Genomic DNA, 17847 nt, shown 5'->3' on the forward strand with positions numbered 1-17847 from the left:
TAAAAGGATTTTAATGTCTTGGTGGTAAATAAACCATTCGTATAAATACCTATAGCTATCGCCTGGAAATAAATGATTAAGTTCTACTTTGCCACAGGGAATTTATTAAAAGTTAGTACTGGAAGCTGATCGAAGATTATGGCCGCTCGTAATAAATAAGACACCACCTATCGTTCCTACACTCGCGCGTGAGAATGCCGACAGTGACACTGGAACGTGTGAACTAGACGTATCCTGGGGAGGTATTTTCTGCGTGCGGTCTTAGCCGGTAAGGATAACATCCCTCAAAGGGATGGTATCCGTCAGTATCGAGATTATTTATCTGAAAATCTATACTTTAAATTGGTAGCCGCAAAATGCAGGCAACGGGAGTGCAAACTCCGCCATATTGCATGATGGAGAAGCGTCCCTATAATTCAGATTCACTGTAACGGCTATACTTTTCCCCCAACTGCAATAATACAAACACTGCGCCCGTGCCCCCATCTTTGGGTGCTGCAGAACAAAAGGCCTGAACATCTTTATGCTGTCTTAGCCATAAGTTGATGTTGTTTTTTAAAACCGGGTGGTTGTCAGCTGAGCGATAGCCTTTGCCGTGAACAATATGTATACAGCGGCAACCCGTGTCGACACAGTCATGCATAAAATGCAGTAATTGCTGTTTAGCAGCATTACTGGTTAAGCCATGCAGATCAATTTCAGCGTCCAGACCAAAAAAACCGCGTCGCAATTTTTTTAAGACATTGTTTTGCAAGCCCGGAGCGATAAAGCTTAAGGCGTCTTCAAGTCCGACGTTTTCTATATCTGTTGTTGCCGAGTCGATCAAATGACCGTTGACATCAATGATCAGGGGTCTTGGGTAAGGCTTGGGTTTATTGTCTTTATTTAACAGTACCTTGTCACTATTAACGGCGTGGACTTTACCAATAGTCTGGCGAAATAAGTCCCGGTCTTCTGAGGTAAGCGTTTTTTTTGCCACGAAAGCTGATTTTGTTAGGTATTGTTGCTAAGATGTTCGATTTTATAGCTTATTGCGCTTCAGGGCGAATGATTATGCATATTTTGGTAAGTAATGATGATGGGTATTTGGCTGAAGGTCTTACAGTATTAGCCAATGCCTTGCGAAAACATGCAAAAGTATCAGTAGTTGCGCCTGATAGAAATCGCAGTGCTGCGAGTAACTCCTTAACGCTGGAAATGCCGTTACGCGCTTATACAACCGATAACGGCTTTATTAAGGTCGATGGTACGCCTACCGATTGTGTGCATTTGGCAATAACGGGTTTTCTGGACAAAGAGCCTGATATGGTTTTTGCGGGTATCAACCATGGTTCCAATCTGGGTGATGACGTACTTTATTCCGGTACTGTTGCGGCGGCAACCGAGGGGCGGTTTTTAGGGTTGCCGGCTATTGCCATATCACTGGTAGGCAGTAATCCTATTCATTTTGATACCGCTGCCGAGGTTGCCGTAACACTATTAAAGCAACTGATTAAGAATCCTTTGCCAAAAGATACAATTCTTAATGTTAATGTGCCGGATGTCGCCATAGCTGATTTAAAAGGCTATCAGGCTACGCGACTGGGCCAACGTCACAAATCAGAGCCGGTAATCAAGAGCGAAGATCCCCGTGGACGTACTATTTATTGGGTAGGACCGCCGGGCGCCGAGCAGGATGCAGGCCCCGGGACTGATTTTTATGCGATTAATGCCGGCTATGTATCGGTTACTCCCTTGCAGATTGATTTAACCTGGTATGAGCGAATTAATGCGTTAAAGGCATGGTTGCCAAATGAGAGCGAGTTATGACGCTAAGCCTGCAAGGCATAGGTATGACTTCTTTACGCACACGTGAGCGTATGATTAAACGCTTGTTGGGGCAGGGTATCTACAATGAAAAAGTTCTGGAAATTATGCGTGATACCCCTCGGCATATTTTTATGGATGAAGCCTTGGCCAGTAGAGCTTATGAGGATACTGCGCTGCCCATCGGTTACAATCAAACCATTTCCCAGCCTTATATTGTCGCAAAAATGACCGAATTGTTGTTGAGATCATCGGATCATTTAGGTAAGGTTCTTGAGATAGGCACCGGCTGTGGATATCAGACCGCTATTTTGGCGAATTTAGTTGATCAGGTATATTCTATTGAAAGAATCCTGCCGCTACAGAAAAAAGCCAAAAGCAATTTATGGGATTTAAAGCTTAAAAATATCAGCTATTTATACAGTGATGGTCATTTGGGTTGGCCCGATTATGCGCCCTTCGACGGTATTCTGGTATCTGCAGCAGCGGCTGAAATTCCGCCAATGTTGTTACAGCAGTTAGCTATTGGTGGTGTTATGGTTATCCCTATCGGTATCAGTGGGCAGCAAATCTTACAGCGGATTACTCGCACAACCATCGGCTATGATATTGAGCAACTGGAAGCAGTTACTTTTGTACCTTTTTTATCAGGAAAAGAATAACCATGTTTCAAAAATCGTATGACAAAATCTTGCAGTTATCCAGGCACCGTCATGCCTCCAGATATTTGTTTGTATTAAGCTTTACCGAGTCGTCATTTTTTCCGATACCACCGGATGTAATGTTGGCTCCCATGGCCCTGGCACAGCCTGATAAAGCCTTTCGCTTTGCCTTATTGACAACTATCGCCTCTGTTTTAGGCGGTATATTCGGTTATATGATTGGCTACTTTTTGTTTGATCGCATTGAGCCGTGGCTACAAACTACACATTATTGGGATAGTTATTTGATAGCTCAAAGCTGGTTTAAAGATTGGGGCTTTTGGGCAGTGTTTGTTGCCGGTTTTTCGCCTATTCCTTATAAAGTATTCACTATTGCTGCAGGTGCGATGAATATGGTTTTTTTACCTTTTGTGATAGCCTCCATTATCGGCCGAGGTGGGCGGTTTTTTCTGGTAGCAATGTTGTTGGCGGCTGGTGGTGCAAAATTTGAATCGAAATTGCGTGAATATATGGATAGATTGGGCTGGACAATAGTCGCGTTAGTTGTTATTGGTGGGGGTATTTATAAGCTTTTTTACCAGGGATAATTGGGCTGTGTTTTGTCGTTATCATTAATGATATTTTTTATTCTATCGGCGAGGAAGTAACGCCTAAGCGTTCGGCAAGTTTCACCAGTTCGGCCAGTGAATGTACTTTTAATTTCATCATCAGGTGTGCACGGTGAACCTTGATTGTCTTCTCCACCGTACCCAGTTCGGCGGCTATTTTCTTGTTTATTTTTCCGGAAATAATATGGCTTAAAACTTCTCGCTCACGCGGTGTCAATTTTGCCAGGCGTTGCCTGAGTTCACTTAGTTCGGAAAAAATTTTTCTGGCTATGCGATCCTTCTCAAGGGCACTTTGTATGGCTGCAATCAAGATACTATCATTGACGGGTTTGGTCAGAAAATCAATTGCTCCCTGCTTTATCGCTTGTACACTCATTCGAATATCGCCGTGGCCGGTAAGGAAAATAATCGGTAACGTATAGTCTTGATCAGCTAGCACCTGCTGCATCTTAAGACCGTTTATACCAGGCATGGCAATATCCAGTACCAGGCAACCAGGAATACTTTGATCGTATTGGTCGAAAAATTCTTGCGGTGTAAGAAAGGTGGTCGCATTGAGTCCTACTGATCTCAGCAGTCGCTCAAGGGCTTTTAATACCGACGCATCATCGTCAACTATAAACACGGTAGGTATTGAACGGGTCATGTACTTTCTCTCTGATAGGTCGGTAGCGTAAAATAAAAGCTCGCGCCACAATCTGTGTTATTTGTCGCCCAAAGATGTCCATTGTGGGCATTAATAATAGTACGGCAGACGGCCAGTCCCAATCCCATACCTTGTGATCGGGTTGTAAAGAAAGGCTCAAAAATATAATCCATGTTATTCAGTGCAATACCTTGGCCTTGGTCAGTCACTGACACTTGAACAGAGTCACCGTTTTGTCGTGTCTGGATATGGAGTTGGCGATCTTCGAGACAATCATTCTCAACCGAGGCATTGCAGCCATTTAATAATAGATTGAGAAGCACTTGTTGCAGCAGTACCCCATCGCCAATAACGGCCGGTAAATTTGGCGTGAGACTGGTATTGACGATTATTTGACCATTAGCCAAATCGCCATTAATGAGTGCCAAAACTTCTTGTACCAGCTCGTTTATATCAACTGGCAGATGTTGTATTTCTTTCTTCCCAAGCAGCAGATGTAAGCGGTTAATCACTTCACTCGCGCGTTTATTTTCGTTGATAATATCTTTAAGTATATCTCGTACTTCATCCAGAGCCGGGTTGTCCTGTGGTAAAAAATGCAGTGCGGCCTGAGCATTACTGAGAATTGCTGTCAATGGCTGTTTTAACTCATGTGCTAACGTATAAAATAATTCGCCTGTCATGGTTACGCCTGACAGTCCACCCGGTTCGCTACGATGTTTATTCATTTTCATATTTACCATTACTTGTAACTAACTTATCCAGCGATAGGTTGATCTGATCTTGACTCTCAATGACTAGCAGATTGTGAAGCGGGATGAAACCGATTCATCCCGCCTTCGCGAGGCTTAACATCGATTATTTATAAGTAAAGGATTGTATGTCATATCGATATTTGGACTTGGTAGTAAAGGGCCGAGGTGATATCCAAGAATTAATAGTCCCAAGTGGCATAGGATTTTTGTTTATTTACAACGCGAAAAAATAGGCGCGTAGCTAGCTACGTAACTATTTCGACAACGCAGTAAATGAATAAAAAGACCAGCAAGCTGGGTATATTATTCTCAGGAAATCACCTGAGTTGTCCTTCAGAATATTAAACGTGTAATGCTTCTTGGTATCTTTAAAAAGAATAGTCTGTTTCGACTTTTTTTCAATGATCTAGGCCTAAAGGTCAATAGCGTAAATTCTTCATGCACTGCTATTATTAAATGAGCTAACCTCGGTCGTTAGCCATTGGTTCTTATATCAACGATGTCAGGATAACTATTATCGATGAGTTGTTAAAGGGCAAAAAAATCGGTGACACCAAGTACAAAGTGCATCTTGATGGCTACAACCAATTGGACTTGATTACCGGAAAAGGGCTGTCTAATCGCCACGAAACCTTCTATTGTGGGGTACGTCAGGAGCCGTGCGTATCGATAACTACAAATATCGTTTTATTGACCAACCCGGCGGCTGGATTGGCAGTAAGGAGCATGTGGATGCGCCGGTCCTGACGAATCTGCGTCTGGATTCTTTCGGGCGCTTTGACTTTCCTGTAAATAGGACACTAAACGGGGCAGAGAATTACTTTCAATGGTTTCAGTACGAGTTTTGGCGCTCCGTATTTGTATAGCAGCAAGTGGGTAAGCTGGCTACGACGGCTCTTGAATATCCGCCGCTGCAAAAAGGGGCTCAGACTTTAAACTTGATGTTGTAAAAGCGAAGATCGAAGAAGCCATGAAAGTCCGGTAAGGAGAACATTAATTGAAGTATTAACAGGATGGACAGTTCGCAAGAATTGTCGGTTTACTTTAGATTTTGCAGGGAGAAGTTTTTTGTCAATTCTTGTAAAGAATTAAGTAATTTTTTCGAATAACCAACTTAAGTTAAACATAAGGAAAAAACCATGAACATTAAATCGACTACTTCAGTATTTCAAACAAAAGCTCGGGTGGGTCTCCCATTGATTGCTCTTTGTCTGTTGGCATTAAGTGCCTGTACAACTACCCAAAAGGTTGATCTTAAACAATCTGGCGTTAATTGTGCTTTTCTTGCCAGCGAATGTTCTCTGCTCACCGTCGGCGGCAAGGAACAGGCGGGTTTACGTTACATTAATCCAACTACCAAATGGAGCCAGTACAACAAAATCCTGCTTTCTCCAGTAACTTACTGGGGCGGCGACTCTTCAAAGCTGTCCGCTGCTGATCAACAGATGCTGGTGAACTATACTTCGCAACAATTTAAAGAGCAGCTCGGACAGAAATTTCAGATTGTCGACCAAGCCGGGCCGGGTGTCATGAAACTTGATGTCGCCTTGACCGATGCCGAATCAGCCACGCCAGGACTACGCAGTATTTCCATAATAGTTCCGCAGGCGCATATGCTGGCTAATCTCAAGTATCTGGCAACCGGTTCCATGCCGTTCGTTGGCGCAGCTCAGGGCGAGATTAAAATAACCGATTCTGTCTCGGGAGAGGTGCTCGCCTTGGCAGTAGATAAACAGATCGGTGGCGGTTCGATTAAGGCCGGTTTTCAGTGGAAATGGGGTGATGCGGAAAATGCTGTTAACCATTGGGCTGAACTGCTGACAACCCGACTATTTTCTTGGACTTCGGGTACCGCAACGCCATAATCAAGGTAATCTTTCTATTCTCGTGTCAATTCAGGAATAAGCAAATGGAGCGGAATTTATAATTTCGCTCCAAATGTTTACAATATCTTGGACTTAGGTGATTTCCTGAGAATAATATACCCAGCTTGCTGGGTATATTATTCATTTACTGGGCGGTCAAAATAGTTACGTAGCAAGCTACGTGCCTATTTTTTCGCCTCGGCAACCGCTCCTGCGTCTCTTAAGGTGCCTACTGTTGGTGCTCTCGATCGCTGTTCCAGACGCGATTCTACCTTCCGCTATCCATGGCTACGTAGCTCCTGCATAATCCACAGGGATGTGGTGAATGCAGAGTTTGCAGGAGCGAATATCTGTCCTTGCAGTCGTTGTAAATAAACAAAAATTCTGGGCCACTTGGGACTATTAATTCTCGGATATCACCTAAGAAGCTTTTTTCAGGTCAGGCGATTAACATCCGATTGCTAATATAACCTAAAGAGTTAACTCACCTAACCTGAAAAAAGCAAACAGACCTTGGCGGGGTATTGGTAAGGCTCTTGGCATAAAAGAATACACGTTGTATTAAATTAAATAGTGTATGCATTTGATGGATATAAAATAAAACAATGTCTGTGGAGTTAATATTACGTCATTCTAAATCTTAAAATTAACCTGACTAGAGGTATAACTATATGAATATCAGACTTATTACAATGGCTATCACTACTGTTATGTTTGCCGGTTCAGGGTTTGTTTCTGCGACTGATGCTCCCAAGACGGAGACTTTGAAAGCGGATAGCGTGAAGAAACCGCTAGGCAAAGTAACCTGTGAGGATTTTATTGGCATTGATGATATCATTAAACATCAGTATATCATCGCAGCGGCTGCTCATACCAAGGGTGGCAAGGCCAAAAATGTAATTATCGAAGTTATTGATACTGAAACACTGGTTCCTGTTCTGATAGAAGAGTGCCAAAAGGCTCCAAAAGAATCTTTCTGGGCGAAATTGAAGAGTAAATTAAAACTTTAATCGGTCGTCTTTAAATGATAAAAAAGGCTGTCATCTTATAAGGTGACGGCCTTTTTTAGGCTATTATAGCTTGCAGCAAGTTCACAATAGCATCCGAAAAATTAATTAAGGAAATGGTATGAGCACATTAATAGTCGTCGGTTATCAAGATATACATAAAGCAGAAGAAGTCCGCCTCCAGTTGTGGAAACTGCAACGTGATTATCTGCTGGATCTCGAAGATGCAGTTGTTGTTGTTAAAAATGACAATGGTAAAGTGAAATTACATCAGGCTTTTAATCTTACGTCTGCTGGTGCGATAACGGGAGGTTTTTGGGGCTCACTGATTGGTTTGATATTTCTAAATCCGCTTTTGGGTTTAGCCGTCGGCGCATCGGCGGGTGCGGTTTCAGGTGCTCTCACTGACGTTGGAATTAATGATGATTTTATGGAGGAACTCGGTGCCACCTTGACACCTGGTAGTTCGGCACTGTTCGTTCTGCTGCGAAGCCCGTCAGCCGCACCCGACAAAGTTCTTGAAGAGTTAAAAGGTACTGGCGGAACCATTCTCAAAACGTCTCTTTCCCATGAAGATGAAGCTAAAATTCAGGCTGCTTTAAACGGGTAATTTTTCTCGTTCTCCTTAGCCAGACAAGGCGTCATTCATAGAGTGCAAAAGGCTTGTACTCTATGCTGCGTTTGTTTTGCTAGTGCTTATGGCTCGTGTGGTTAGTTTTTTATGCTATCCCTCTATCCCGGTTTGTCATATCATGCTCACTTTTATAAATCTCCATAGAAACGCAATTTGTCGTATTCTTTTACCAAAGATATGAATAGCACAAACTACGACGCCTGTCCCGAGTGTGATTTATTGCTCAAACCTGCTCAGTTAAAAATCGGCGAAAAAGCCCATTGTCCACGTTGCGGCTTGTTACTGTCACGCCCCCGTAAACAAAGTATTGAGCGTACTTTTGCTCTGTCTATTACGGGGTTTATATTATTTTTCCCCAGTGTGTTATTACCAATGATGGGTATAACCGTTTTGGGCGATGCCAATACGGGAACATTGTTGTCCGGGGTTATTGCTTTATTTAATGAAAATATGTGGCCAGTGGCCATTGTCGTGTTTTTGGCGAGCATTATGTTTCCATTAGTTCATATCAGCTTATCCTTATTGATTAGCGGGCACCTTTATTTTAAGCGCTCCAATCGGTATTTAGTGACCTGGATGCGCTGGATGTACCATTTGGATGAATGGATTATGCTTGAGGTCTATATGCTGGGCATCATTGTTGCCTGCGTTAAGCTTATGGCGATTGCCCCACTTAAATTCGGCTGGGGTCTTTATGCTTTTATCGCCTTAATCATCATAACAACCTTGCTAACCAGCAATCTGGATAACAGGTTATTCTGGCAACGCATCGAGCAATTACGTAAGGAAAACAACAATGCAAGCTAAAACGAATGCGCTCAGTCAAGGGTTTATCCGCTGCCACGATTGTGGTTATCTGGTAAAAACAGGTAATCAATCTTTATCATGTCCACGTTGTAACAGTCATTTACATGCACGACATCCGCATAGTTTGCAACGTACCAGCGCATTGTTGTTCAGTAGTTTTTTGCTGTATATTCCAGCCAACATTTTCCCCATCATGACCGTTAACCAATTTGGCGCAGGTGATCCACATACCATTGCCGGCGGTATTGTCGAATTAATCGATAGTGGCATGATACCCATCGGCCTGTTGGTTTTAGTAGCGAGCATTCTCGTACCTTCATCAAAATTGATAGGTATTGGTTTATTGTTGCTTTGTACGCATTTTCGCTGGCAAATCAATGCCCGTCGCTGGACGGTGATGTATCGTATTATTGCTTTTGTAGGACGATGGTCGATGCTGGATATTTTTATGATTTCCATTTTGGTTGATTTAGTTAATTTTGGTGAAGTACAGATTATTGCAGGTCCTGCGGCAACTGCATTTGCTGCCGTGGTAATATTAACGATGTTCGCTGCCGAAAATTTTGATCCACGCTTACTTTGGGATAACCAGAAAAACCTATGAATGATTTTATCGAACCCCCTTACGAAGTGACAGATACTGCTGTCAATAAAAATCGGGAATTACCGCTAATCTGGTTATTACCGATATGTGCATTATTGGTGAGTGCTTGGTTGATTTATAAAACGGTATCGGAAAAAGGGCCGGAAATTACCATTGAATTTCGCAGTGCGGATGGCTTGGAAATAGATAAAACCAAAATAAAATATCTGGATGTAGAAATTGGTAAGGTCTCCGACATCGTCATTAATAAAGATTTAAAAACTATTTCAGTCACCGCACAAATGGATAAAGAAAGCCGTGTGTATTTAACCAACAACACGCAGTTCTGGGTAGTAAAGCCACAAATTGGTTTAGCTGGGGTATCCGGTTTAGGCACTCTGATGTCTGGGGCTTATATCGCCATTAAGCCTGAAGAAGGAGAAAAAGAGCGTCATTTTAAGGGGCTTAACAACCCCCCGGTATTGGAAACAAATGCGCAAGGCAAAAAATTTATACTTGAGACGACTAATCTCGGTTCGATGGGCCCTGGAACACAGATTAATTTTCATGGTATCGCTGTAGGGCAGGTACTCGAATATGCCTTAGCCAAAGATGCGGATAATATTAAATTAACGGTTTTTGTTAACGCGCCTTATGATCAATTTATAAGAACAAATACCCGCTTTTGGATAGATAGCGGCATTGATTTATCAGCGGGTGCCGATGGTTTTAAATTACGGACAGGGCCTTTAGCGGCGTTATTGGGTGGCGGCATTGCTTTTCGTACTTCCTCTGATGATAAAACGGCGGACGTTGCGCCCGAAAACACGCCATTTCAACTGTTTGACGATTATGACCAATCCACGCAAGTGATTTATCAGAGAACCGTCAAAGTTGTTATGTATTTTAGTGAATCGGTACGCGGCTTAACTGTCGGTGCGCCCGTTTTATTACGCGGTATTCCGGTTGGTAGAGTCACTGACATTAACCTGGAAATAGATGGAAAAACCGCAGAGATACTTATTCCTGTTGTGGTTGAAGTAGAGCCGGACCGGATTATAGTCATGAATAAACAGGCTAACATGACGGTTAAAGATAATATAGTGCATCTTATTGAAAAAGGTTTACGTGCACAACTACAAACAGGTAGTCTGCTGACAGGGCAGCTGTTTGTTGCTTTAGATATATTTCCACAAAGTAAAGTCGAGTTTCATCAGAATGACACGGGCTATCAGGAATTTCCGACGACGCCAAACTCAATGAGTCATATTGTTGATTCTGCACAAGCTATTATGGATAAGATTTCCAAACTGCCATTGGAAGCAATGACTACCGAAATCAACAAAACCTTGGCATCTTTACAGAGCACATCAAAGGCTGCAACCAAAACTTTAGTCACTGCTGACGGCACATTGGGCAGTGCTGATAAAACCCTGCAATCTGCCGATAAAGCCATGAATTCAGCGCAAAAAGTGTTAACAACATTAGAACCAGGCTCTACTACGCAGTACGAACTTAACCAATTACTGCAAGAACTGACTCAAACGGCAAGTTCGGTTAGGCAACTAACCGATTATCTGGAAGAACATCCTGATTCTTTAATTCGTGGTAAAAAAGAGAAGTAGTCAACATGCTAATTAAACATTCAAACGGTTTTATCATGCTATGCATTAGCAGCCTGTTAACGGCTTGTGCAGGGGATCCTGTTACTCGTTTTTATACTCTGGAATCCCAGAGTCAGCGCCCTGTCATCAGTAGTACCGTTATCGCAAAAAAACCGTTGATTGGTATAGGGCCGCTGTCGCTGCCCGCTTTGCTTGATCGCAGGCAGATTGTTACGCGTACCGAAAATAACAGCGTACAAATGGCCGAATTTGACCAATGGGCAGCACCGTTAAAAGGCAATATCATTGCCGTGTTAACCAAAAACGTGGCAATGCTGCAACCCAATGCCATTGTAAGAGCCTATCCCTGGAGTGTTTACGGTGACGTTGATTATCGCGTTATTGTTGATATTAGCCGCTTTGATACGCAACTTGGCAAGTCGGTAAGTCTTGAAGCAAATTGGGCAATCATGGAGGAAAAAAACCACACCATAGTCAGTAATGGTCAAGCCAACATAAAACAGCTATTGACTGATCCAAGTTACAACAGCGTGGCTCAAGCACTCAGTAAATCACTCAGTGAGTTTAGTCAACAAATAGCTTTGGCATTGGTTCAGGTACAGCACTAACCTTGGAGAATACAGGAGTTGGGCGTATCCCGTTACATACTGCTTTACAATTGTATTAACTAAATCTGATCACAAATACAAAGCAATTATTATATAAAGATAACAACATGAATCAATTAACCAGCAAACGTCCAACATTTTATTACTGCCGCAGTATCCTGTGGTTTTTATTTTTATCATTGTCGGTGGTTGCTCACGCCAGATCTATTGACCCTCTGCCATCCTGGAATAATGGTACAACAAAATCAGCCATTGTGCAGTTTGTTAAAAGCGTAACCAAAAAAGGCGGCCAGGATTTTGTGCCTCCCTCTGAACGCATCGCTACCTTCGATAACGATGGGACTTTGTGGTGCGAGCAGCCGATGTATGTCCAACTGGCTTTTGCCCTCGACCGTGTGCAGGCGCTAGCGCCAGAACATCCCGAATGGAAAACTACCGAGCCTTTTAAATCGGTACTGGCTAACGATATTAAGGGCGTCATGGCGAGTGGAGATCATGGTTTGGTGGAAATGATAATGGCCACACACACCGGCATGACGGTTGAAGAATTTAATCAAATTTCGAAATATTGGCTGGCACTGTCAAAGCATCCTAAATTTAAACGGCCTTATACCGAACTGGTTTATCAACCCATGTTGGAGCTACTTAGCTACCTTCGTGCTAATGGTTTCAAGACTTATATTGTTTCGGGTGGTGGTGTTGAATTTATGCGTCCGTGGACAGAAAAAGTTTATGGTATTCCACCTGAACAGGTTATCGGCAGTAATGTTAAAAATAAGTATGAGCTGATTAATGGTAAGCCGGTATTGATGCGCCTGCCGGAAATCAATTTTGTTGATGACAATGAAGGTAAGCCAGTTGGCATTCAACAATTTATTGGGCGCAGACCAATAGCTGCATTCGGTAATTCCGATGGTGATTTGCAAATGCTACAGTGGACAGCAGCGACTAATGCCCCGCATTTTGCACTGCTTGTTCATCACACCGATGCCGAACGCGAATATGCCTATGACCGTAACGCCGACTTTGGTCGTCTTGATACCGCACTTGATGAAGCCACGAAGAAAGGTTGGACAGTAGTCGATATGAAAAAAGACTGGAAGCGGGTTTTTCCTTTCGAGAAACCTTAAACAGATCAAAATCAAAAATGCCGTCACTGCCCACTGCTTATGTGGCTGGCTGCGACATGGTAAATGCTCGCCCACTGGATCTGACTCGCCTGGTCCAGTCCAGTCCAGTCAAGGGGATCATGGATCAGCGGCCCCGGTAGTCCTTACAAATATAGACTTTCAGGAATTAAATTTGTAATAAACATGGATATTATTTATCTGAAAATCTATGGTCAACCGGAAGCCGAGCGATGTGATAATCCATCCTACAGCGATTACACTAAGACCCTTCCAAGTAAGGGGGAATTTATCCGTCCAGAGTCATTAGTGAACGGTGCAAATTTTTTGTGGAAATCGCAAAATAAATGACCAATACAGCCCTCATATTGATACTTTAACCCTGCTCATGCGCTATCCCGTTGCCGACAAACCACCCTGGATCTGAAGAAAATGATAAACAAGTTCTATCGATTATTATTCATACCCAAGCTGCGCCTTGTTGCTGTGTTCCTTGCGTTAGGGATACTTCAGCTTTGGGCGATTCCCGTTGACGCTGGCGTAGAGAGTCCGCTTAAACCGATTGACACCTCCAGTCCCAGGTCTACGTTCAAGGGCTTCCTCGAACTCATGAACAAGGGCTATGTGAAGGGCGTCGGGACGGTAGAGTCCTATTTAGCTTCCTCAAGACTTTACCTGTCGCCGGAGGAGGTGGCCACCATCAAAAGAACTATGAATTACCAAGAGTCGGCCCGACGGACACTGGATTTAAGCGAACTGCCTCCAGCCATGGTCGGCGAATCCTCTCGGCAGCTCGCCATACAGCTGAAGGAGGTGATCGACCGTATTGATCTGCCGCCTATCGAGTCGATTCCAGATACTCAGGCGATGGCTAAGTCCGAGTTCAAGCGCTGGACTCTCCCGAATTCCGAAATTCGGATTCAGCGGGTCGAAAAGGGGCCGCGAATCGGAGAATATCTGTTTACCCCGGAAACGTTAAGCCGTATCCCGGAGTTTTATGCAATGATCAAAGATCTTCCCTATAACCCCGGAGCCTCCGTCGGCTGGAATGATTACTCTTCGTATAGTCCAACCGGTGTAGCTCTGGCATTATATCGAATCGTCCCGCCTCGATGGTTAATCGATGCCCCCCGGCAAAAGGTTCGAACCACGTTTCTTGATCAGCCGTTATGGCGCTGGTTTGGCATCGTGGCCGTTCTTGGTATCAGTTTCATCTTCGTTCTTCTGTGTTTTCGTCTCAGCCGTTGCTGGGCAAGTCAGACTATGGCCTCCGGGCAATGGGCTAATTTACTGCGACCGGTCAGCTTGATGGTCGTGACGTCGATGACGGTATTGATTTTTTCTCAATTACTGCGGGTTTCGGGCAGCGTTTATGAAATGTTTACCTTGTCGCTGTGGGCCTTGTTTTATCTCGCCTTCACCTGGGCGGTTTGGGTGGCCGGCGGTGCGGTCGCAGTGTGCCTGAGTGACATGGAGAAGCTACAGGTCGGCAGTATCGATAGTCAGCTTATTCGTCTGGTGATTCGGCTTATAACCGTTATCGTGGCAATTGCCATTCTCGTTGCCGGAGCCGACCGGATAGGTCTGCCGGCTTATTCGGTCATTGCCGGTCTCGGCGTTGGTGGTCTTGCGGTTGCCTTGGCGGCGCAGCAAACTCTTGCCAATTTGTTGGGCTCCCTTATCATCATGTTTGAAAAGCCCTTTGCCATTGGCCATTGGATCAAATTGAAAGACATTGAGGGAATTGTCGAGAAAGTCGGCTTTCGTAGCACGAGAATCCGTACGTTCTACGATTCCCTCGTTACCATTCCGAGCAGCCAACTCATCAATAGCACCGTTGATAACTTGGAGCTGCGCGAATACAGACAGGTCAAGACCATTCTTAATCTTACCTACGACACACCGGTTGAAAAAATCGAGGGATTTATCGAAGGCGTTAAGCAGATCCTTGAAACCCATCCGGATACCCGTAAAGACAATATCCAGGTGTTTCTCTACGAGTTTGGCGCTCATAGCCTGGATATCTTGCTCAACTTTTTTCTCCAAGTACCTGACAGGTCTGCCGAACTTATCAAACGGCAGGAAATTTTACTGGCCATCTTGCGTTTGGCCGATAGCAATGGCGTTCGCTTTGCATTTCCCACACAGAGCTTGCACATCGAGAGTTTTCCGGAAGAAAAAACCGCTATCCGGGCTTTCACTGCTCTTTTTCCGAAGCAGACCTAAAAATAAAAGGATTCGTAATTCTGCGTTTAAAACAGGAATCACAGCCTGTTTTTCATTCACAATTTACTGTGAGGATTTAGCCAGCACTTGAATCTGTTATGTTAATTGTCGGCCAACATCGGGTGTTGAGGCAAGTTTTATACGGGTAAGTTATTTAATCATTTCCTAACGCACATATTGATTCTTTTAAGCTATAATTTAATCTCACGATACTTATAACTTTAGGAATAATTTATGAAATATAAAAATTTAGCGATCATTCTTGCTGTATCAAGCTTTGGTTTCTCTGCCATGAATGGCGTTGCACATGCTGAAAAAATAGCCGCTCCGACAGTAGAAAATGCAGCAACTCCTAACGGTAATGAACTGGAAATGTTTCGCTTTGCTCTGGAAATGGATAAAGAGGATTTCGTTAAGAAATCGTTGGCATTGGATGCGGCGCAAGAGAAGAAGTTTCTGAATGTGTATTATGTTTTTAACGCCAAGTTGAAGGCTTTAAATGACAAACGTTTAGCAATCATTACGGACTATTTGAATAACGTTGATAAATTAACAGATGCCAAGGCGGGTGAGCTTGCAAAACGTACCATTGAATTTCGTAAAAAGCGCATCGCACTTGACGGTGATTACTACGCGGCAGTAGCAAAAGCGACTACGAAAACAATTGCGGCGCGTGCCCTGCAAATTGAAAACTTTTTACAAGGTGCTGGCGATGTCGCTATAGGCTCTAAACTTCCTTTGATACCGAAATAGCCAGTTTGGCAGGATGGAATGCGTTTAGAGAATTCTATCCTGCCCACTATATACAAAAGCCCGATAAGTTTAATCCCCTCATGGGGCTTTTTTATATACCGATGTGTTGGTAACTTTGAGGTCACCAAAATCTTCTCTGACTTCCCTGTAAGAAGTCGATCGTAGCGATATAGTACAGGTTGCAAAGCTGTCCAGGTCAACAAGACCGAGCCTGTGCCAAGCTACATTTGTTACGATGAAATTTGTGAGTCTGAAACGGCGCTCCACAACATGATTGTATCCCGATAGCTCAGCCAGTTAGCCGCTTTAATGAAGTTATCCAGTGAATCACCTGTCAGCACAAGCTCTGGTGATGATGAAACTGCACAAATATTTACTTATATTATGTTGCCAGAATTTTCAGTGGAGGCTCACATGAAAAACAATAAATTAAATATTTAATCCGGAGAAAACAATTGAAAATAAATAATCAAAAAATAAAAAAGTATTCTACTGATTTTACGTTGTTATTATTTGTCATTAATACGCTTTCGGGATGTGCTGCTCTTACGTCAGGAAGTAATGACATAAAGGCGATGACGATAGAGCCTGCGCCTAACGCCGGTTTTATTGAGCAGCCTGAACGTGATACGAAAATAGCTTATTTACCGTTTCAGAGAGCCTGGATCAAACCGGGCTTCGACGCAAATAATTATCAGGAGTTGGTTGTCGCCCCCGTCAATACCCAGTATATGCTAAAAATGGATTGGCTTCATGACATGAGTTCGGCCAGTTGGTTTGGCGATGTTAAAAAGGATATTGAAGAGCTTGCAGTGTACTTTCATGATCAAGTGGTCAAGGATTTTAAAACAGATCCCAAGCAACGCTTTCAAGTTATTGACTCACCGACACAACATAAAACTCAGGCTTTGCGTTTGGAACTTGCGTTGGTGGAAATAGACCCGTCAACACCGGTATTACATGCGGCTGGCTGGGCCGTCCCTGGAGGAAGCAGTGCGGCAGGCGCTGTCAACCAGCGTAGAGCCGCGTTCGAAGGCCGTTTGCGCGATCTGCAAACTGGTGAGGTCATTGCAACCTTTGCCGATCGCAATATGGCGGATATCGGACCCATCGATCTGACTCGTATGACCTGGTACGGGCCAGCCAAGGGCATTATGGCCCAGTGGTCCAAGCAGTTTGTGCAAATTGCCAACAGGAAACCGGGTGAAGTAGTAACTGATCCTACGGCGTTTACACTGAGACCTTTCTAAAACAAATATGAAATGTCGGAGATCATGATGAAAATATTAGTAATACTGGCGTGTCTATTTTTTACTTCGGGCGTTTTTGCTGACTGTGTTAAGAATGCGCGTGGTAAGACTGTTTGCAGTAATGGTCAGGGAAAGCTGTTAAGTCCGAGACCAATCAAAATGGTGTGACCACGACTCAACAGTCAGGAGACTAAAATATTATGATATTACATAAAGCAGGTGCGGCATGAATCTCCTGCTCAAAGAAATCCGTCACAATCCTTTGCTCTGGCTGCTGGCGTTCGTACCCGCAGTGTTCATAGCCGATAAGCTCAGTCCTGAAGCACACACTCTGCTCTTTATTCTGTCCGTACTGGCTATCGTCCCACTCGCCGCGCTGCTGAGTCACTCCACCGAATCGGTAGCGGCCAAGACGGGTGATACAGTCGGGGGGTTGCTCAACGCCACGCTGGGAAACCTGACTGAATTGGTTATTGCTCTGGCCGCTTTGAGCGCAGGGCAATACATGCTGGTGAAGGCATCTATAGCCGGAGCGATTGTCACCAACACATTGTTCGTAATGGGGGCATCGTTTCTGCTCGGCGGAATTAAGCATCACGTGCAGGAATACAACCGGGTCAACGCCCGCATGCAAGCAGGGTTGCTTTTCCTGGCTACGATCGCACTGTTGATTCCTTCGTTGGTTGCCAAAGTCGACTCGTCAACGGATGCCTTCACTCAGAAGCTGAGCGTGGGACTGGCGGTACTGCTCATCGTTACTTACGGACTGAGCATGTTGTTTTCGTTCAAGACGCACCGCGAGTTTTTTGTCAGCTCGGAACATGCTGAGGACAGCGAAGCACCGTGGCCCATCGGTTTGGGTTTGGCTCTTATAACAATTCTCTA

Annotated in this window: 18 protein-coding genes and 1 pseudogene; 16 read left to right on the plus strand and 3 right to left on the minus strand. The window is 44.0% G+C overall.

The window, feature by feature from the left end:
• Positions 1–409 precede the first annotated feature (409 nt).
• Positions 410–979, minus strand: coding sequence for a Smr/MutS family protein (locus N7974_RS16460; protein ID WP_262966670.1), 570 nt, complete (start codon positions 977–979; stop codon positions 410–412).
• 74 nt (positions 980–1053) lie between these two features.
• Between N7974_RS16460 and surE the strand changes: the two genes are divergently transcribed.
• Genes surE through N7974_RS16475 form a run of 3 tightly spaced genes read left to right on the plus strand, consistent with a single transcriptional unit; the run spans position 1054 to position 3055 of the window.
• Positions 1054–1809, plus strand: coding sequence for a 5'/3'-nucleotidase SurE (surE, locus tag N7974_RS16465; protein ID WP_262966671.1), 756 nt, complete (start codon positions 1054–1056; stop codon positions 1807–1809).
• Positions 1806–2468 carry a protein-L-isoaspartate(D-aspartate) O-methyltransferase gene (locus N7974_RS16470; protein ID WP_262966672.1) on the plus strand — a complete coding sequence of 221 codons (663 nt, stop codon included), beginning with the start codon at positions 1806–1808 and terminating at the stop codon, positions 2466–2468. Before surE ends, N7974_RS16470 begins: the two co-directional genes overlap by 4 nt.
• Before the next feature lie 2 nt (positions 2469–2470).
• Positions 2471–3055, plus strand: coding sequence for a YqaA family protein (locus N7974_RS16475; protein WP_262966673.1), 585 nt, complete (start codon positions 2471–2473; stop codon positions 3053–3055).
• A 37-nt stretch (positions 3056–3092) separates the two neighbouring features.
• On the opposite strand, the gene N7974_RS16480 is transcribed toward N7974_RS16475, so the two are convergent.
• Positions 3093–3722: a response regulator transcription factor gene (locus N7974_RS16480; protein WP_262966674.1), complete on the minus strand. Its 630-nt coding sequence runs from the start codon at positions 3720–3722 to the stop codon at positions 3093–3095.
• Positions 3719–4456 (minus strand): sensor histidine kinase, encoded by a 738-nt coding sequence (locus tag N7974_RS16485; RefSeq protein WP_262966675.1) that lies wholly within the window; start codon positions 4454–4456, stop codon positions 3719–3721. The genes N7974_RS16480 and N7974_RS16485 overlap by 4 nt, the downstream gene beginning before the upstream one ends.
• Before the next feature lie 659 nt (positions 4457–5115).
• On the opposite strand from N7974_RS16485, the gene N7974_RS16490 reads away from it, so the two are divergent.
• The 13 genes and pseudogenes from N7974_RS16490 to N7974_RS16550 all read left to right on the plus strand — a co-directional run.
• Positions 5116–5343 carry a hypothetical protein gene (locus tag N7974_RS16490; protein WP_262966676.1) on the plus strand — a complete coding sequence of 76 codons (228 nt, stop codon included), beginning with the start codon at positions 5116–5118 and terminating at the stop codon, positions 5341–5343.
• Positions 5344–5616: 273 nt separating this feature from the next.
• Positions 5617–6342, plus strand: a complete 726-nt coding sequence (locus N7974_RS16495) for a DUF3313 domain-containing protein (protein WP_262966677.1) — start codon at positions 5617–5619, stop codon at positions 6340–6342.
• A gap of 671 nt (positions 6343–7013) precedes the next feature.
• On the plus strand, positions 7014–7352 hold the full coding sequence (locus N7974_RS16500) for an HdeA/HdeB family chaperone (protein WP_262966678.1): 339 nt from the start codon (positions 7014–7016) through the stop codon (positions 7350–7352).
• A gap of 118 nt (positions 7353–7470) precedes the next feature.
• Positions 7471–7959, plus strand: coding sequence for a DUF1269 domain-containing protein (locus tag N7974_RS16505; RefSeq protein ID WP_262966679.1), 489 nt, complete (start codon positions 7471–7473; stop codon positions 7957–7959).
• Between the two features lie 201 nt (positions 7960–8160).
• Positions 8161–8790, plus strand: coding sequence for a paraquat-inducible protein A (locus N7974_RS16510; protein ID WP_243220079.1), 630 nt, complete (start codon positions 8161–8163; stop codon positions 8788–8790).
• On the plus strand, positions 8780–9394 hold the full coding sequence (locus N7974_RS16515; protein ID WP_262966680.1) for a paraquat-inducible protein A: 615 nt from the start codon (positions 8780–8782) through the stop codon (positions 9392–9394). Before N7974_RS16510 ends, N7974_RS16515 begins: the two co-directional genes overlap by 11 nt.
• A complete protein-coding gene (locus tag N7974_RS16520; RefSeq protein WP_262966681.1) occupies positions 9391–10998 on the plus strand; it encodes a PqiB family protein in 1608 nt (535 codons plus the stop codon). The genes N7974_RS16515 and N7974_RS16520 overlap by 4 nt, the downstream gene beginning before the upstream one ends.
• A gap of 5 nt (positions 10999–11003) precedes the next feature.
• The gene (locus N7974_RS16525; protein WP_262966682.1) at positions 11004–11606 is read left to right on the plus strand and encodes a PqiC family protein; all 603 of its coding nucleotides are present in this window, start codon (positions 11004–11006) and stop codon (positions 11604–11606) included.
• 107 nt (positions 11607–11713) lie between these two features.
• Positions 11714–12736: an HAD family hydrolase gene (locus tag N7974_RS16530; RefSeq protein WP_262966683.1), complete on the plus strand. Its 1023-nt coding sequence runs from the start codon at positions 11714–11716 to the stop codon at positions 12734–12736.
• Positions 12737–13165: 429 nt separating this feature from the next.
• Positions 13166–14959 (plus strand): mechanosensitive ion channel family protein, encoded by a 1794-nt coding sequence (locus N7974_RS16535; RefSeq protein ID WP_262966684.1) that lies wholly within the window; start codon positions 13166–13168, stop codon positions 14957–14959.
• 234 nt (positions 14960–15193) lie between these two features.
• Positions 15194–15712 carry a TPM domain-containing protein gene (locus N7974_RS16540; protein WP_262966685.1) on the plus strand — a complete coding sequence of 173 codons (519 nt, stop codon included), beginning with the start codon at positions 15194–15196 and terminating at the stop codon, positions 15710–15712.
• 455 nt (positions 15713–16167) lie between these two features.
• Complete coding sequence (locus N7974_RS16545; protein WP_262966686.1) at positions 16168–16962, plus strand: DUF3313 domain-containing protein; 795 nt, start codon at positions 16168–16170, stop codon at positions 16960–16962.
• A 226-nt stretch (positions 16963–17188) separates the two neighbouring features.
• Positions 17189–17847 (plus strand): annotated as a pseudogene (locus tag N7974_RS16550) (calcium/proton exchanger); the annotation flags it as partial.

Source organism: Methylobacter psychrophilus (assembly GCF_025583945.1).
Taxonomy (GTDB): domain Bacteria; phylum Pseudomonadota; class Gammaproteobacteria; order Methylococcales; family Methylomonadaceae; genus Methylobacter_C; species Methylobacter_C psychrophilus.

Excerpts from the sequence above, each read along its gene's own strand:
- surE (WP_262966671.1), top strand. The coding sequence starts at position 1,054 with ATGCATATTTTGGTAAGTAATGATGATGGGTATTTGGCTGAAGGTCTT.
- N7974_RS16470 (WP_262966672.1), top strand. The coding sequence starts at position 1,806 with ATGACGCTAAGCCTGCAAGGCATAGGTATGACTTCTTTACGCACACGT.
- N7974_RS16475 (WP_262966673.1), top strand. The coding sequence starts at position 2,471 with ATGTTTCAAAAATCGTATGACAAAATCTTGCAGTTATCCAGGCACCGT.
- N7974_RS16480 (WP_262966674.1), bottom strand. The coding sequence starts at position 3,722 with ATGACCCGTTCAATACCTACCGTGTTTATAGTTGACGATGATGCGTCG.
- N7974_RS16485 (WP_262966675.1), bottom strand. The coding sequence starts at position 4,456 with ATGAAAATGAATAAACATCGTAGCGAACCGGGTGGACTGTCAGGCGTA.
- N7974_RS16495 (WP_262966677.1), top strand. The coding sequence starts at position 5,617 with ATGAACATTAAATCGACTACTTCAGTATTTCAAACAAAAGCTCGGGTG.
- N7974_RS16500 (WP_262966678.1), top strand. The coding sequence starts at position 7,014 with ATGAATATCAGACTTATTACAATGGCTATCACTACTGTTATGTTTGCC.
- N7974_RS16505 (WP_262966679.1), top strand. The coding sequence starts at position 7,471 with ATGAGCACATTAATAGTCGTCGGTTATCAAGATATACATAAAGCAGAA.
- N7974_RS16510 (WP_243220079.1), top strand. The coding sequence starts at position 8,161 with ATGAATAGCACAAACTACGACGCCTGTCCCGAGTGTGATTTATTGCTC.
- N7974_RS16515 (WP_262966680.1), top strand. The coding sequence starts at position 8,780 with ATGCAAGCTAAAACGAATGCGCTCAGTCAAGGGTTTATCCGCTGCCAC.
- N7974_RS16520 (WP_262966681.1), top strand. The coding sequence starts at position 9,391 with ATGAATGATTTTATCGAACCCCCTTACGAAGTGACAGATACTGCTGTC.
- N7974_RS16525 (WP_262966682.1), top strand. The coding sequence starts at position 11,004 with ATGCTAATTAAACATTCAAACGGTTTTATCATGCTATGCATTAGCAGC.
- N7974_RS16530 (WP_262966683.1), top strand. The coding sequence starts at position 11,714 with ATGAATCAATTAACCAGCAAACGTCCAACATTTTATTACTGCCGCAGT.
- N7974_RS16535 (WP_262966684.1), top strand. The coding sequence starts at position 13,166 with ATGATAAACAAGTTCTATCGATTATTATTCATACCCAAGCTGCGCCTT.
- N7974_RS16540 (WP_262966685.1), top strand. The coding sequence starts at position 15,194 with ATGAAATATAAAAATTTAGCGATCATTCTTGCTGTATCAAGCTTTGGT.